Genomic DNA, 16,310 nt, shown 5'->3' on the forward strand with positions numbered 1-16,310 from the left:
TGGTGGGTAGTTTGACTGGGGTGGTCGCCTCCAAAAGAGTAACGGAGGCTTCTAAAGGTACCCTCAGCACGCTTGGTAACCGTGCGCAGAGTGCAATGGCATAAGGGTGCTTGACTGAGAGACCTACAAGTCGATCAGGTTGGAAACAAGAGCATAGTGATCCGGTGGTTCCGCATGGAAGGGCCATCGCTCAAAGGATAAAAGGTACGCCGGGGATAACAGGCTGATCTCCCCCAAGAGCTCACATCGACGGGGGGGTTTGGCACCTCGATGTCGGCTCGTCACATCCTGGGGCTGGAGAAGGTCCCAAGGGTTGGGCTGTTCGCCCATTAAAGTGGCACGCGAGCTGGGTTCAGAACGTCGTGAGACAGTTCGGTCTCTATCTACAGTGGGCGTTAGAAATTTGAGTGGATCTGACTCTAGTACGAGAGGACCGAGTTGGACAAACCTCTGGTGTACCAGTTGTTCCGCCAGGAGCACTGCTGGGTAGCTACGTTTGGAAGGGATAAGCGCTGAAAGCATATAAGCGCGAAACCCACCACAAGATGAGATTTCTTTAAAGGGTCGTGGGAGATTACCACGTCGATAGGCTACAGGTGTAAAGGCAGCAATGTCACAGCCGAGTAGTACTAATAACCCATAGGCTTATTGTACGCCTGTTTTTTTATAGGTTCAACCATTGTTATGCTTCATGTGCTTCATCCACGGATGTTTTTTCAATATGTCACGATATATGTCTTTCCGATACGGAAAGAGGCCCCGCACGGGTTGCGGGACAAAGATTTAAGGTGGTTATAGCGATGGGGCTCACCTCTTACCATTCCGAACAGAGAAGTTAAGCCCATTAGCGCCGATGGTACTGCATTGTAGTGGGAGAGTAGGTCGTTGCCTTTTTTGGAAGCCCTTCATGGAAACATGAAGGGCTTTTTGTTTTTTTAAATAATCAACATATAAACGATACACAACTAAATAAAGGCTAAACTTTGTATAAGGATTCGTTTGTTATTCAGAATCAAAGACAAGAATTATTTTCTTCAGGCATCCCCGAATTATTTAACTACTTTATTATAATACATGTAATGGGTTTCTTATCTTTAATACGTTTTTATAATAAACAGAATGACAGAAAATAAGGAACTAGATTTAGCTTGGGACTTTGTTAATAATACCGATAGAAATGTATTTTTAACAGGGAAAGCTGGTACTGGAAAGACCACTTTTTTGCACAAGCTAAAAATGAAATCTTTGAAACGTATGGTTGTCGTAGCACCTACAGGTGTTGCCGCGATCAATGCAAAAGGGGTTACTATACATTCATTTTTTCAAATGCCATTTGGTCCACTCTTACCAGATACAGATTTGAATAATTCGGCTTCTGGGTTTAATCGAAAGTTTAGCAAAACCAAAATAAATATTATTAAGTCTTTGGATTTATTGGTCATCGATGAGATTAGTATGGTGCGTGCCGATTTATTAGATGGTATAGATAAAGTCTTAAGGCGTTTTAAAAACAGAGATAAGGTCTTTGGAGGTGTTCAATTATTAATGATTGGCGACTTACAGCAGTTATCCCCTATTATAAAGGAAGACGAATGGGAATTACTTAAAGCTCATTATAAAAATGGTTTCTTTTTTAGTAGCCAAGCGTATATGCAATGCCAGGCCATTACCATTGAATTAAGTCATATTTACAGACAGGATAACCCGAAGTTTATAAGTATTCTGAATGAAATTCGAACGAATACACTAACCAAAAGCTCGGCAGACGAATTAAACAAACGCTATCAACCCAATTTTGTGCCAGATGAAAAAGAAGGCTATATCTCTTTAACAACACATAATAAGAAAGCAGAACAAACTAATTATAGAGAACTGGAAAAGCTAAATACAAAAACCTATACTTATAGAGCCAGTATAGAAGGTAAGTTTCCAGAATATGCCTATCCAAATAAAGAAGAACTGATTTTAAAAGTTGGGGCTCAGGTCATGTTTATTAAAAATGACAGCTCACCCGAAAAACGTTATTTCAATGGAAAAATAGGGAAAGTGATTCATCTGGATAAGGATGAAGCTATTGTGCATTGTCAGGAGGATGATTTTAATATAGTTACCACACCCGAAATCTGGGAAAATATCAATTATACAGTAGATACAGAAACCAAAGCTATCACCGAAAATAAAATTGGATCCTACACACAGATGCCATTACGGCTCGCATGGTCTATTACCATACATAAAAGTCAGGGACTAACCTTTGAAAAAGCGATTATCGATGCGCAAGGGGCTTTTGCTCACGGGCAAACCTATGTAGCATTGAGCAGATGTAAATCTTTAGAAGGTTTGGTGTTGAATAGTAAAATAAGTTCCAGTCATATCATTAGCGATAGTAATGTGTTGTCTTTTAATAAAATGACCGAAGAGAATCAGCCCGATCAACACGTTTTGCAAGTTTCAAAGTCAGAATTTCAGTTGAATTTAATAGAGGAGTTATTCAATTTCTATAAATTCCTCCATCCCATAGGGCGTTTGCTGGATATTTATTATAAAAACAAAACTATTATAGAAGGACAAGTAGAAGAACCTTTAAATACAATGAAAACCTGTGTTACAGAGCTGTTGAAAGTCGCCAATGCATTTAAAGCACAATTAATTACCTTAGTAGAAGTTTCTAAAACGCCAGAATCGAGTGAAGCACTTCAGGAACGTTTTATAAAAGCAATTGACTATTTTGGTGCCCAGACAAAGCAACATATAAGTCCTTCAGTTAAAGCCTTTGGTTTTACAACAGATAACAAAGCAATTGAAAAAGACCTCCTTAAACAGTTTGATACATTAGAAGTATTATTAGCGACTAAACTGCTTTATTTTGGAGGCATGACGGCGGGTTTTAATGTTACCACCTTTTTAGAACTACGCGCTAAATCTGTTTTTCTGGCCAAGGAGAAACCAAAAAAGCCTAGAAAAACAGTGATAGATGGCACTACAAATATGGAGCTATTTGAGTTATTGAGAGAGTTGAGAAATAATATAGCACAGCAAGAAGATTTAATACACTATCAAGTGTTTACACAAAAGGCATTGTACGATATGTGCGAAACCCTACCGACCAATAAGCAAGAGTTATTGCAGGTAAATGGGATGGGCAAGGTGCGGGTAGAAAAATACGGAATAGCTATTTTAGAGGTGATTAGAGCTTACTGTGATGAACATAATATAGAGACTTCTAGTACTAGTGAGATTGACTTTTATGAAAAGCCCAAGCCAAAGCGTAAAAAAGGCGATACCAAAAAGGTTTCCCTGGACTTGTTTAAAGCTGGGAAATCTCCAGATGCGATTGCATTGGAGCGTGATTTAAATGTCAATACTATTATGGGGCATTTAGCTAGTTTTATACCTTCTGGCGACGTAAAAATAACTGATTTAATTTCTGAAGTACACTATAAAGAACTAAAAACTATCATTCCAAAAACAAAATTTGAAAACCTCTCAGACCTCAAACACCAGATAGATGCTAAATACAGCTATGGAGAATTACGTTTGGTGCTTGATGATTTGTCTAAATAGTTTTTAAGCAATGTTATAATGTTCTGTGTGACCTTAGTCCTGAACTCAATTTGGATTAACTTTCCTTTGATGAAAAGTAATTGAGATATAGTTTTGATTAGATGATAATAGAAACGAAGAAGGAACATCCATTGCGATATACATATCTATTTTGAGGTAGGAGGTATGGTTACGGCTAAGAAAACGATAGCAAGCTTAAGCTATGCTATAAGAGGGTATCTACTCAAATTTTATCAGAAAAATTATACTTTAAAACAGTACTAGTTATAATAATTCTATTAAATTTACTGCTTAAAAATTGCAATGCACAAAAAGTTAGTCAAAGTATTTTTTTTAGGACTATTCGTTATTTGCACGAGTTGTTTCGAAATTATAGAAGAAGTTAGTTTTAATAAAGATGGTTCGGGACATGTTACACTAACCATGAATTTAAGCCAGAGTAAAACTAAGCTAAATTCTATAATGTTGCTTGATAGTGTTAACAACTACAAGGTGCCTTCCAAAACAGAAATTAAAAATAAAATTGCTCAAATAATTCGGAAAGTAAAGCAAATTGAAGGTATTTCGAACGTTCAAAATACGTCCAATTTTAATGAATATATTTTTACAGTTTCCTGCGATTTTACGAATGTTGAAGTCTTAAATATGGTGATTTCTAGTTTTAGTTCAAAAAAAGATGCCGCGATTATAAAACAACAACAACATTTTAGCTTCAATAAATCTCAAAATACGTTTAGCAGAAACTACCATTATGACCTTTCACGAGCATTTAAAAAAACGAATCTAGAAGACCGTAAAGTTTTCGAAACGGCAACAATGACTACTATTTATCGTTTTGAAACTCCAATTGCTTCATCAAAAAACCCGACTGCTAAAATATCAGGAAGTAAAAAGGCCATCATGTTACGAGTACATGCGCAAGACCTTATTAAAAACAAAAATTCAATTAAAAACCAAATAAAACTTCAGAAGTAAATACCATGAAAAAAATCCTACTTTTTATAGCTGTTTTTGTGTCATACACAAACATAGCACAAAATATTGAAAGTAAAATACCAAATAGTACTGAGGCTATCATTTCTATAAACGGTGATCGTCTTATAGAGTTGGTCTCCATTGCAGAGTTTGACGACTATAATTTTGCTAAAAAAATGTTTAATGAGTTAAATAGAAAGAATGATTCTACATTTACTGTATCAAGTGTTAAAGATCTTGGGTTCGATATAGACTCGAAAGCATTTTACTTTCACAAGCGAACAGATAGTATAAGTTATCATAATTTCATGGTTAAATTAACCGATAGAAATAAGTTTGAAAACTTACTACCTAAGAAGAAAAGAGAAAGCATTATTTCAGAAGGAGGCATGCATATAAAGGCAAGTAATGGTGCTATAGCAGTGTGGAATGATCATTTACTTTTATTTACTGGATATGAAAAACAGCGTAGTTATTTTAAAGAAAATGAAGAACGCTTGATGGCCAAACCAGAAAACCAGGAGCTTTCATATTATAAAGTAAAGAAAAGAATGACTTCCCAGTGGGCAAAAACATATGCTCTAGATATTTTTAGAGGAAATGGAGAAGCTTCTATTTTAAACAATAAAAACTATAGAGCAAACAAGGATGAAAACGCTGTAGCATCTGTTTGGGTTCGAAACTATGGTCATTTGCTTAATGGCGCCATGTCGGCTGGTATGAGTGGTATGGGAAGAAAAGGGGGGATGCCATTTTTTAAAGGATTTGAACCTACATCTGATTTGTATGGTTTTAAAAGTGTTGTTGCTAATTTATATATAGACGAAGACGCTATTAAGCTGACCACCGAAATGGAAGTGAATTCCGATTGGCAAAAGATAATTAAAAATATCTATAACTCTAAAATGAATCATAGTTTTTATGATTATTTTAATCAGAATGAGGCTTTGGCTTATATGAGTTTTTCTATGGATATACAGGCACTTTTGGAAGAGTATCCAGCTTTAATGACGCGCATATATGGTGGGATTACTCCAAAATATAAAGAAGAAATGGATCTGACCGGTGCCTTTTTTTCTCTTTTAATAGATGAAGAAGCCATTGGCGAATTAATGACTGGTGATGTGTTATTTGTGTTGAACGATTTTGGAGAGAAAGAAGTAACATATACATCGTACGAATTTGACGAGGATTATAAAAGAAAAGAGCTAACAAAGACAAAAAATGAAGTCGTGCCAGATTTTACGATTATGATTGGTTCTAAAAAAGAGAAATTGTTAAATAAAGTGGTTCGTTTAGGTGTTAAGCATGGCCTTTTTGAAAATACAGGAGGGTATTATAAAATGAATTTGCCTGATATGAAAACGCCTGTTGATTTATATGCTGTAGTAAAAAATGATATTTTGTTTTTCACTACTTCAGAGGAAAGAATTTCAAATATTGTAAATAACCGTTTTGTTAAGGATTTGGGAAAGCATAAAAAACTAATAAAAAATAATAACACCATCTTTTATATAAATGGCCAGGAACTGATGTCTAGAATGCCCTTTTCAGAATTAAATAGTAAAGCACGTAGATATTTTAATTACACGAAAGATAATTTTAAAGATGCTTATTTTAAAGGATCTAAGGTGAAAGGCAATAAAGTGCATTCAGAAATAAAAATCAATACGTCCAGTTCTCAAGGAAATTCGTTAAAAGCATTTTTAAATTTTATTGAGGTCCTGGCTAAGTAAAGATAGATGAAAAAAAAGCTCGCCTATCTTTTCGTAGCTATTATTATTGTGGTTTTGGTACTGTATCTTTTTAGATATAAGCGCTCTTTAATAGTCGAAAATAAGATACCCATTACGGCTACCGAAATCGTGCATATCGATCTTCGTCAAATAGAACATCATTTGTTGGTTGATGCTATCAAGAACCCGTTTAAATACATCAGTTTTAAAACTGAAAAAAAGAAAGAACGTCTATCGTTTAACGAAGCTATTTCTGTTCCAAGAAACCTGTTGTTTTTTACCAATACCTCTAGTTTTAAAGGAGCTTGGTTTAGTAATATTATAGAACTTAAAAATAATGCTAAACTTAGAAGTTATTTATTACAAGAGGGATTTGAAGAATCAATAGATGAGACGTTGGAATTGTATCGTAAGGATAAAATGATCCTAGCAGTATCTGGTGAGAACCTGTTAATTGTATATAAAAAACAGAAGCAAATACCTGTAAGAACAGTGATTCAATCTATTTTCAATGAAACGAGTTTCTATAAAAAAGACACAGATTTGCTCAAATCCATTTCAAATTCAAAAAGCGATATGGCCTATACTAATTTGAATGCTGATTTTTTAGATGCAAATTTTAAAAATGGATGCTTTGAAATTAAAGGAAAGCTACATTCTAATCTATTTATAGCCGATGCCTATGCTGAAAACCCCAAACACTCGATAGGGTTTCTTTCAACTAGAATTAATAAAGATCATCAGGTATTTAAATCTCTTATATCTGATAAAAACAAGACAAAGTTTCGTGAATTTGCAAAGCTATCGATTGACTCTATCATAGATCATTGGAACGGAAGTGCGGTAATTAATCTAAAAGCAGTTCATAAAGAAATTGATACAATTGTTACTTACGAGTATGACGACGATTTTAATAAAATAGAAAAAAAATCGGTTCAAGAACTCAATATACCCCATGCCGTTATTTCATTAGGAAGTGATGCGAAACTGTATGAGTATTTTTATAGAGGCAAAGCGATTCAAATCATTGACAATGACACCCTTTTTGCAGGGATGCCTTTATATAAAATGTATGTGAGAAGACATGAAAACAACCTAAATATTTTTACTCAAAAACAGTTTGAAAGTAGTTTTATAAAAGAAAAAAAATACAAATTAAATACTTATATAGATATAAGTAAGTATTTAGATACCCCGCTCGAGTTTTCTTTAATGCCAAATAAAAAGGACTACTTTCAATTATTAAAAGATGTCTCTGCTAAACTGACATTAAGTGATGAGCTATTGATACAGGTGAGATTAAAGGAGAACAATCGTAATTTTCTTAGTCAATTTTTAAAACCTTGACGATCTTCTCTTTTTGCTAAAAAGATTAGAAGGACGAGGTTTAAAATGTTTGTGGAATGGATTTGGATTTGGTCTGCAAAGTTTAAATGTCAATTTATGATCTATTAAAGCCAGTAGGTTAGTATTATATAAGTTTTGGGTATCCCAAAGGTTAATAGTTCAATTTAAGAAGGTTTTACAGGTTGTTCACTTCATATTAATGTTTTCTCATTTCGAAGTATAATTAATTATATAAGGTTCTTCTTTATACTTCGAGTATAATATTTGGCTTGTTTTATTTCAAAGCATCCCCATAAACTTTTAAACAGCGTTCTCGTGCCAATTTATGGTTTACTAAAGGAGGCGGGTAACTAAGCTCTTGAAATTCGGGTACCCATTTTTGGATATAAATCAGGTCTTTGTCAAATTTTTGAGCTTGTGAAGTTGGGTTAAAGATTCTAAAATAAGGAGCAGCGTCTGTACCACAACCAGCTACCCATTGCCAATTACCAATATTACTAGACATATCGTAATCCAATAGTTTTTTTGCGAAGTAGGCTTCTCCCCAACGCCAATCTATTAATAAATGTTTGCACAAAAAACTGGCAACCACCATGCGCACACGATTATGCATGTTGCCCGTGGCATTTAATTCGCGCATACCAGCATCAACAAGCGGATAACCTGTTTCTCCTTTGCACCATAGATAAAATTCCTGCTCGTCATTACGCCAAATAATTCTATCGTATTTCAGTTTAAAAGCTTTTGTTGCCGTATGCGGATAATGCCATAAGATCTGCATAAAAAACTCACGCCAAATCAGTTCTTTTAAAAAAGTATTATTGGATTGTTTGTAGGCTAATAAAACAATTTCACGAATGCTCACAATACCAAAACGTAACTGAATTCCAAGCTTTGAGCTCCCGTTCTGAGCAGGAAAGTCGCGCTTGCTTTCATAGGTGTTTATAAAAGTTGAGCTGAGCTTATAGCCTTCTGTCTTTATTGAAGCAGCTTTAAATCCTATATCTTGAAGCGATAAAAAAGGCAGATTCTTACTTTTTACAAAGTTTTCCAAATGTTTTTCAGAAGGAAACCTTTGAATGCCTTCTTTTTTTAAGACTTCCAGCCATTTTTTTGAATATGGTGTATATACTTTATACGGAGAACCATCTTGCTTAACGATATCGTTTCGTTCAAAAATAACCTGATCTTTAAAGCTCTTAAAAGTAATGTTTTTAGAAGTTAAAAGTGTTTCGATTTGTTGATCACGTTGTAGGGCATAGGGTTCGTAATCCCGGTTTGTATAAACCGATGTTATGTGGTTTTCTGAAATCAACCGCTTAAAAATGGTTTCTGGCTTTCCAAAATAAATAGCTAAGGAGCTTCCAAATGCTTTTAGTTTGGTATTGATTTTTTCTAATTGCTCATGAATAAATGTTACTCGTGCATCATCATGGTCTAGTTTATCAAGAATATCTGAATCAAAAATAAAAATAGGTAACACAGGAGGACCAGATATTAATGCTTTGTATAAACCAGCATTATCATGAGCTCTTAAGTCTCTTCTAAACCAAAAAACAGTCACCCTTTGCTTTGTCATTTAAAAAGATTTTAAGGTTAGTTGATTAGGAGTGGTCTTTAGTTTTCCAAAAAGCTCCGTTAGTTTTTTTTCTCTGTAACTAAAAATTTGTTTGAGCTGTTTTTTTACGATGATGGGATGTACCCATTGTCCTAAAAGACCAAAAGGAATCTTATAGTCAATAATATCTTCCATCTCTACACCACCGTTAATGTCTTTTATAAAATGTTTGTGATGCCATAAGGCATAGGGACCGAAACGCTGCTCGTCAACAAAATATTCCCCTTCTTTAACATGGGTGATTTCCGTAACCCATTTCGTAGTGTATCCAGAAAAAGGCGATACTTTATATTGTATAATTTGTCCTGGAAACATAGGTCGATCTGCTCCAGATAGAATATGAAACCCCATGTGATCTGGTGTAATGACTTTAAGGTTCGCTGGATTAGATAGGAATTTCCAGGCTTTTTGCCTTGAAATAGGAAATGCTTGTTTGGAATGCAATTGATAGAGTTTCATAAGCTAGTTTGGTTTAGAGGCTAATTTCTCAATGTGTTTATATACCTTGTCAGCTTCGACATATTTTTCATCACTCAATTTTCTATTAACAGTAGATAATTTATAAGCTTCGCTTAGTAGCTTTCTATGTGAAGCATGAAGTTTTTCGAGCGACGACTTTTTTTTGAAGAAATTAAACATATGGTTTCTTTTTTAATTGTAAATAAGAATGTAAAGGTTTAAGGATGTTGCGATATAAAGCCAAACAACATAAGGTACGATAAATAAACTTTTAAATTTGATAACCTTATAAAATGCTATTAAAAAGTAGGAGACTAGTAAGGTTAATAATATTAAATTTATGAACCCTAAAGTGATTAAATGCTGATTGAAAAACACATAATTCCAACTAATATTTAATAAAAATTGTATAGCAAACAGTAATATTATTTTGTTGGATTTTAATTTATCATATAATAATGACATATAAAAAGAAAAACAGATCATAATAGTAGTCCATGCGGCTCCAAATACCCATCCTGGTGGTGACCATGGTGCTTTGTTCAGATCCATATACCATGCTGTAATTGGTCCGTTTTGCATGAGCAAACTGCCAATACCCAATGCTCCGAAATTAATAAGAAGGAATATGAAGAATAAAACTGTTTTTTTCATTTTTAAAGGTTTTAATACTTACAATTAGGCTGCAATTTTATTAATCATGCCATTAAAAATAAGACCGTGAAAGGGTAAAACTGCATACCAGTATAAGCGTCCCCAAAGTCCTTTTGGTCTAAAAGTAGCTTTTTGCATAAGCGTATTATTAATAATTTTAAATTCTAACCATGCTTCTCCGGGTAGGCGCATTTCGGCAAATAGCAAAAGGCGCTTTTCATCATTGTTGGCATAAAGCACACGCCAAAAATCAAGGGCATCTCCAGTCTGCAATTCACTAGGATGCCTTCGGCCACGTCTTAAACCAATGCCGCCTACAGCTTTATCTAACAAGCCTCTTATCTTCCAAAGTATGGTGCCATAATACCAGCCATTGTGCCCACCAATGGCCCAAATACGCTTCATAGTTTGTGTTTCATTTTTAACGGTTCTTTTTTTGATATCCTTAAAACAACCAAATTGAGGAACTTCAATATATTGAGAGAGTCTGTTGCTAAAGCGTCCGCTTACTAAAGAGTCTTTCCAGCTGGACATAATACAGTTTTGTTCTATTTTCATGAAGGCTTTTTTTACAGCCTGTTTATAATCTATAGGTTTTATATTTAGTAATCGATTAATATCGCTAGGTCTGCCAATAACTTCAACTTTCATGCTATCTACTAAAGATGTAGCCAATTTATACGAAGTTGCTGTTATAAAGAATAGCCAATAGGATGACAGTTTTGGTGTCATTACCGGAACTGTTAAAATGTGCCTTTTTAATTTTCTAACACGTGCAAATTGCAGCATCATTTGTTTGTAAGATAAGATATTCGGTCCAACAATATCATAAGATTTATTCATAACTTCGGGACGATAGATGGCCTTTGATAAAAAAGAAAGTACATCTCGTATTGCGATAGGCTGACATTTAGTGTTTACCCATTTGGGAGTGATCATTATAGGTAGTTTTTCAACTAAATCCCGTATAATTTCAAAAGAGGCACTACCACTGCCAACTATAATTCCTGCTCTAAAAGTCGTAAGAGCATATTTTGATGATTGCAATAATTGCTCTACATTATATCTGGATTGCAAGTGCTTAGATAACTGGTTGCCGTTAACAATACCACTTAAATAGATGACCTGCTTTGCTCTGGTGTGTTCCAGACATTTTCTAAAATTTAAAGCACATTGCTTTTCTAAGGATTCAAATTTTTCAACACTGGTAGACATCGAGTGTATTAAATAATAGCTCAAATCGATATCTTTTGGAATGTTCTTTAAGCTTTCTTCTTTAAGGAAATCGACTTCGATTACAGAAACGTTCGTGTGATTTTTGAGTGTTTGTGGCACTCGATTTGTGTCTCGTACACAGCATATTAATTCATGGCCTAGTTCTAACAATATAGGAATGAGTCGTTTGCCTATGTAGCCTGTTGTGCCTGTTACTAATATTTTCATGTCATGACTATTTATATTACAAATATAATAATAAATATTATTTTGTTTAATATATTTGTTTAAATGTTAAACAAAATAGACGAATAAGCATTTTGAATAGATGATTAACGTAAAATTTTCTGTATTGAAAAAAGGCGCATTTCATTTTAAGGAAAGATCATCGAACAGGTTGCTAATTCTTAATTGGGAGCAAAAAAGAGAAATGTTTTGGATTAGAAATTAATGCAATAATATTTAAATAAAACATTGTAAATCTTGATGTCATGTTATGTAAATAAGTAAAAATTATATTATAATAAACTTAAATAATAGTATTACTATTGTTTTTTGATAGTAATACTATTATATTTGTCATAGTTAATCATATGAATACAATACCCGTACATATAAACATTAATCCTGAGCTTTATAAAAAGAATCCAGAATCTTCAGATCTTGGTAAGCGTATCATTACTAAAAGCATAGAAATGATTCATGAGATAGGGTTTGAAGATTTTACTTTCAAAAAATTGGGTGTTGAGATTACATCTAACGAAAGTTCCATCTACCGTTATTTTGAAAGCAAGCATATGCTTCTGGTTTATCTTATAAATTGGTATTGGAGTTGGTTGGAATATAGGCTGGCATATAAAATTCAAAATATAAAATCGCCTAAAGAAAAGTTGGAAATTGCCGTAGATTTACTTGTGCAGGAGGTGATAAACGATAATGATTTTTCGAGTATAAATGAAGTGTTGTTACACAAAATAATAGTCGATGAGTCGTCTAAGGCGTATCACACTAAATCGGTCGATACCGAAAATGAAAAAGGATTCTTTAAGTGCTACAAACGTGTCGTAGGACGTGTGAGCGAATTGGTTCTTGAATATAACCCTGATTTTGAGTTTCCGCATATGCTGATTTCCACAGTGATAGAAGGTGCGCATCAACAACGCTATTTTTCACAGCACCTGCCATCGTTAACAGATTTTGAAAAGGGAAAGAATAATATAGTCAGGTTTTACACAAATTTAGTGTTTAAAGCATTGAATATTTCATGAGTTTTAGGTTTCAAACATATAAACCCTTTTATATTCTAATAGCCATAGTTATGTCGTTATATTTTGTAACACAATATAACGTTCAAAATTATTTAATTGAATCAAATAAAGAGATTGTTTCCCTGAAAAAAGAAACTTCAGAAGATTCAGAAAAAAAAGATAAAATTGAGGAGCTAAATGAAGACTCTAAAAAAATCCATACACAAGTAGTGTATCATACATTATCTTTAAAAGTAGATGAAGATTTTACCTTTTATGTTGAAAAACATAGTCTGGTAATAAATTTTGATGTTCTAATTCCGCCCCCTGAACAGGTCTGATTTTCTTCTCATACATATGCCGCATTAGTCTAATTTCTATGCGGTACCTCAATTACAGTAAACATTATAACCAATTAAAAAACAGTATTAAAGGTCATTGCTATTTAATATAACTTATTTCTATGGAACAAAAACAATTAACACCTTGGAGACGATTTATAGGCTTATTGCAGCTGGATAGAAAAGATATTAGACAAATCTTTTATTATGCCATTTTTGCGGGTATAGTCGCTTTATCCTTGCCGTTGGGCATACAAGCGATAATCAATTTTATTCAAGGAGCCCAAGTATCTACCTCATGGATTATATTAGTGATTTTGGTAACGATAGGTGTAGCTTTTCAAGGTGTCCTACAATTAATGCAAATTAGGATTCTTGAAAATATTCAACAAAAGATTTTTACAAGATCTTCTTTTGAGTTCGCGTACAGATTCCCAAAAATAAAGATGAACGAGCTACGAAATTTTTATCCGCCCGAGTTAGCAAATAGATTTTTTGATACCCTGACGGTTCAAAAAGGATTATCAAAGATTTTAATTGATTTTCCTGCAGCCTTATTACAAATAATATTTGGGTTGTTACTACTGTCATTTTATCATCCTTTCTTTATCATATATGGCATATTGCTTATAGCTTTGGTTTACGTCCTTTTTAAATCTACAGCTCGAAAAGGACTTGAAACGAGCCTTATGGAGTCGAAGAACAAATATAAAGTAGCGCATTGGATACAAGAGGTGGCACGGTCTTTAATTAGTTTTAAACTATCTGGAAATAGTCAATTGGCTATGGATAGAAATGACGATTTAACGGCCAAATATCTTTCGGCAAGAGAAAGCCATTTCAGAATATTGCTCAAGCAATTTATTCAAATGATTGGATTTAAAGTGCTGGTAACTTCAGGTTTATTGCTTATAGGCGGATTACTGGTGCTAAATCAACAGATGAATATTGGTCAGTTTGTTGCGGCCGAGATTATTATTCTGCTTTTAATCAGTTCTGTCGAAAAGGTAATCACAGGATTGGAATCTTTTTACGATGTGCTAACTTCATTAGAAAAGATAGGTCAGATAGTAGATAAAAAGCTAGAACCGCAGGGGGGGATAGATCCTTTTGAAAATAAAAGTAGTATGACTTTGGAATTGGATGACCTAAAGTATAATTCTCCTGAAGGACAAGAGATACTTAAAGGTATTAATTTTACACTCTCATCAGGAGATAGAATTCACTTAGAAGGGGCTTCGGGAGCTGGTAAAACAACCTTGCTTAAGGTAATTTCAGGTCTGGTGGAACCAACAAGTGGCGATTTGTATATAAATGATGTGTCATTAGAAGCAGTATGGCCTAATCGATATAGAGCTAATGTGGGACAAGTGCTGCCAGATCAAACACCTTTTGAAGGAACCATACTCGAAAATATAACATTAGGCACTAACAATATAGTGCAGGAACGATTGCATGAAGTGCTAAAAAGTGTAGGCTTGTTGGATTTTATTAAGAAACAACCCAAAGGGTTAATGACCATGATACATCCGGAAGGGCAACAAATTCCGTATACGATTTCCAAGCGTATTGTATTGGCAAGAGCTATTATTCAAAATCCTAAATTGTTAATACTCAAAGACCCTTTAGAACACTTTGAAGAAAAAGAAGCTAATCGAATAATCGATTATTTGCTTTCTCCAAAACAGAGCTGGGCACTTATTATTTCTAGTAGTAACCCGGTATGGAAGGAAAAATGTCATAGAAGTATGAAGTTAGAAAAAGGTGTATTAATTAATAAAAATAATACGGATGCTTAATATATCTCATAATCAAATAAATAAAAAAGTAACCTTAGAGGGTTATCAATCCTATAAAAAAGTCTTTCAAAGAAGACATTATAAAATGTTCAATAGGTTTTTAGGAGCATTTTCAATTATTGGAATTATTATCTTGTTTTTACCCTGGACACAGAATGTTACCGCAGATGGATACGTAACAACATTAACTCCAGATCAAAGACCTCAAACAATACAATCGCCCATACCTGGAAGGATTGAGCAGTGGTATGTAAAAGAAGGGGATTTTGTTAGTAAGGGAGATACGATACTTCGTATTTCGGAGATAAAAACTGAGTATCAAGATCCAAAGTTAGTGGAGCGTACCAGGCTTCAACGGGATGCAAAAAGTAATTCTGTACAATCATATAAAAACAAGATCGAAGCACTTAAAAATCAAATAGGAGCTATATCCAGAGAAAGAAGTTTAAAACTTGAACAAGCTGAAAATAAGTTAAAACAATCTTATTTAAAGGTAAAAAGTGATAGCATAGATTTGGAAGCTGCGAAAACAAATTATAAGATTGCTAATACGCAATTAGAACGCGTTGTTACACTTCATAGTGAGGGGTTAAAGCCTATGACAGCTGTTGAAGAGAAGCGGTTAAAAAAGCAAGAAGCTCAGGCAAAGTTGATTTCTCAGGAGAATAAGTTGATGTCAAGTAAAAATGATGTGATCAACGCAAGAATAGAAATTAATAGAGTAACGGCTGCATATGCAGATAAGCTAGCTAAGACTGATAGTGAAAAATTTACAGCACAATCAAACCAGTTTGAGGCAGAAGCCCAGACATCGAAGTTAGAAAACCAGACCTCTAATTATGAGCTTAGAAATGCACTTTATTATATCACGGCACCACAAGATGGTTATGTGAATAAAGCATTACGAGCTGGTATTGGCGAAACGTTTAAGGAAGGCGAATCTTTGGTAGGTATTATGCCTGCTAATTATGATTTGGCAGTAGAAACCTTTGTAGAACCTATAGATTTACCATTAATACATAGGGGAGAGCGTGTGAGAATTCAATTTGACGGATGGCCAGCTATTTTCTTCAGTGGATGGCCAAATGCATCATTTGGAACATTTGGAGGGCGAGTAGTAGCTGTAGAGACATTTATTAGTGATAATGGAAAATTTAGAGTACTTATTGCGCCAGATACTAACGAAAATGAATGGCCTCAAAATGTACGTGTTGGTTCTGGCGCCTATACGATTGCTTTATTAGAAAACGTACCAATCTGGTTTGAAGTATGGCGAAAGTTAAATGGATTCCCACCTAATTATTATAAACCTGATCAAAATAAGGTAAAGCAAAAAAAATCAAAAAAATAAGGAC

The 16,310-nt window shown here is 34.1% G+C and carries 13 protein-coding genes and 2 rRNA genes (1 of these 15 only partly in view); 10 read left to right on the forward strand and 5 right to left on the reverse strand.

Translation table 11 applies throughout. The annotated features are described in order from the left end of the window. The 6 genes from HHX25_RS12685 to HHX25_RS12710 form a co-directional block, all read left to right on the forward strand. Positions 1-653: ribosomal RNA gene (locus HHX25_RS12685) — 23S ribosomal RNA — on the forward strand (it extends 2,168 nt beyond the left edge of the window). Positions 654-784: 131 nt separating this feature from the next. Beyond that, positions 785-894: ribosomal RNA gene (rrf, locus tag HHX25_RS12690) — 5S ribosomal RNA — on the forward strand. Between the two features lie 225 nt (positions 895-1,119). Next, positions 1,120-3,564, forward strand: a complete 2,445-nt coding sequence (locus HHX25_RS12695) for a helix-turn-helix domain-containing protein (RefSeq protein WP_169674015.1) — start codon at positions 1,120-1,122, stop codon at positions 3,562-3,564. Between the two features lie 303 nt (positions 3,565-3,867). Further along, positions 3,868-4,539: a hypothetical protein gene (locus HHX25_RS12700; protein ID WP_169674018.1), complete on the forward strand. Its 672-nt coding sequence runs from the start codon at positions 3,868-3,870 to the stop codon at positions 4,537-4,539. A 5-nt stretch (positions 4,540-4,544) separates the two neighbouring features. Continuing rightward, entirely contained in the window at positions 4,545-6,275 is a 1,731-nt protein-coding gene (locus HHX25_RS12705; RefSeq protein ID WP_169674021.1) for a hypothetical protein, read from the forward strand. Positions 6,276-6,281: 6 nt separating this feature from the next. Beyond that, positions 6,282-7,622, forward strand: a complete 1,341-nt coding sequence (locus tag HHX25_RS12710) for a hypothetical protein (protein WP_169674024.1) — start codon at positions 6,282-6,284, stop codon at positions 7,620-7,622. Positions 7,623-7,896: 274 nt separating this feature from the next. Here the strand turns inward: HHX25_RS12710 and HHX25_RS12715 are convergent, their stop codons facing one another. From HHX25_RS12715 to HHX25_RS12735, 5 genes are read right to left on the reverse strand one after another with little or no spacing between them, the layout of a single operon-like run. Then, complete coding sequence (locus HHX25_RS12715; protein WP_169674028.1) at positions 7,897-9,201, reverse strand: cryptochrome/photolyase family protein; 1,305 nt, start codon at positions 9,199-9,201, stop codon at positions 7,897-7,899. After that, positions 9,202-9,699 (reverse strand): SRPBCC family protein, encoded by a 498-nt coding sequence (locus HHX25_RS12720; RefSeq protein ID WP_169674031.1) that lies wholly within the window; start codon positions 9,697-9,699, stop codon positions 9,202-9,204. Positions 9,700-9,702: 3 nt separating this feature from the next. Continuing rightward, a complete protein-coding gene (locus HHX25_RS12725; protein ID WP_169674034.1) occupies positions 9,703-9,879 on the reverse strand; it encodes a Lacal_2735 family protein in 177 nt (58 codons plus the stop codon). Positions 9,880-9,891: 12 nt separating this feature from the next. Beyond that, entirely contained in the window at positions 9,892-10,353 is a 462-nt protein-coding gene (locus HHX25_RS12730; RefSeq protein ID WP_169674037.1) for a TspO/MBR family protein, read from the reverse strand. Between the two features lie 24 nt (positions 10,354-10,377). Beyond that, positions 10,378-11,796 (reverse strand): SDR family oxidoreductase, encoded by a 1,419-nt coding sequence (locus HHX25_RS12735; RefSeq protein WP_169674040.1) that lies wholly within the window; start codon positions 11,794-11,796, stop codon positions 10,378-10,380. 365 nt (positions 11,797-12,161) lie between these two features. Here HHX25_RS12735 and HHX25_RS12740 point away from each other — a divergent pair, with 365 nt between their 5' ends. From HHX25_RS12740 to HHX25_RS12755, 4 genes are all read left to right on the forward strand, one after another. Then, entirely contained in the window at positions 12,162-12,836 is a 675-nt protein-coding gene (locus tag HHX25_RS12740; protein WP_169674043.1) for a TetR/AcrR family transcriptional regulator, read from the forward strand. 50 nt (positions 12,837-12,886) lie between these two features. Beyond that, the gene (locus tag HHX25_RS12745) at positions 12,887-13,156 is read left to right on the forward strand and encodes a hypothetical protein (RefSeq protein ID WP_169674046.1); all 270 of its coding nucleotides are present in this window, start codon (positions 12,887-12,889) and stop codon (positions 13,154-13,156) included. Between the two features lie 122 nt (positions 13,157-13,278). Further along, positions 13,279-14,955: a peptidase domain-containing ABC transporter gene (locus tag HHX25_RS12750; protein ID WP_169674051.1), complete on the forward strand. Its 1,677-nt coding sequence runs from the start codon at positions 13,279-13,281 to the stop codon at positions 14,953-14,955. Continuing rightward, on the forward strand, positions 14,948-16,306 hold the full coding sequence (locus HHX25_RS12755; protein ID WP_169674055.1) for an HlyD family secretion protein: 1,359 nt from the start codon (positions 14,948-14,950) through the stop codon (positions 16,304-16,306). Before HHX25_RS12750 ends, HHX25_RS12755 begins: the two co-directional genes overlap by 8 nt. Positions 16,307-16,310 lie beyond the last annotated feature (4 nt).

This window comes from Flavivirga algicola, from assembly GCF_012910715.1.
Taxonomy (GTDB): domain Bacteria; phylum Bacteroidota; class Bacteroidia; order Flavobacteriales; family Flavobacteriaceae; genus Flavivirga; species Flavivirga algicola.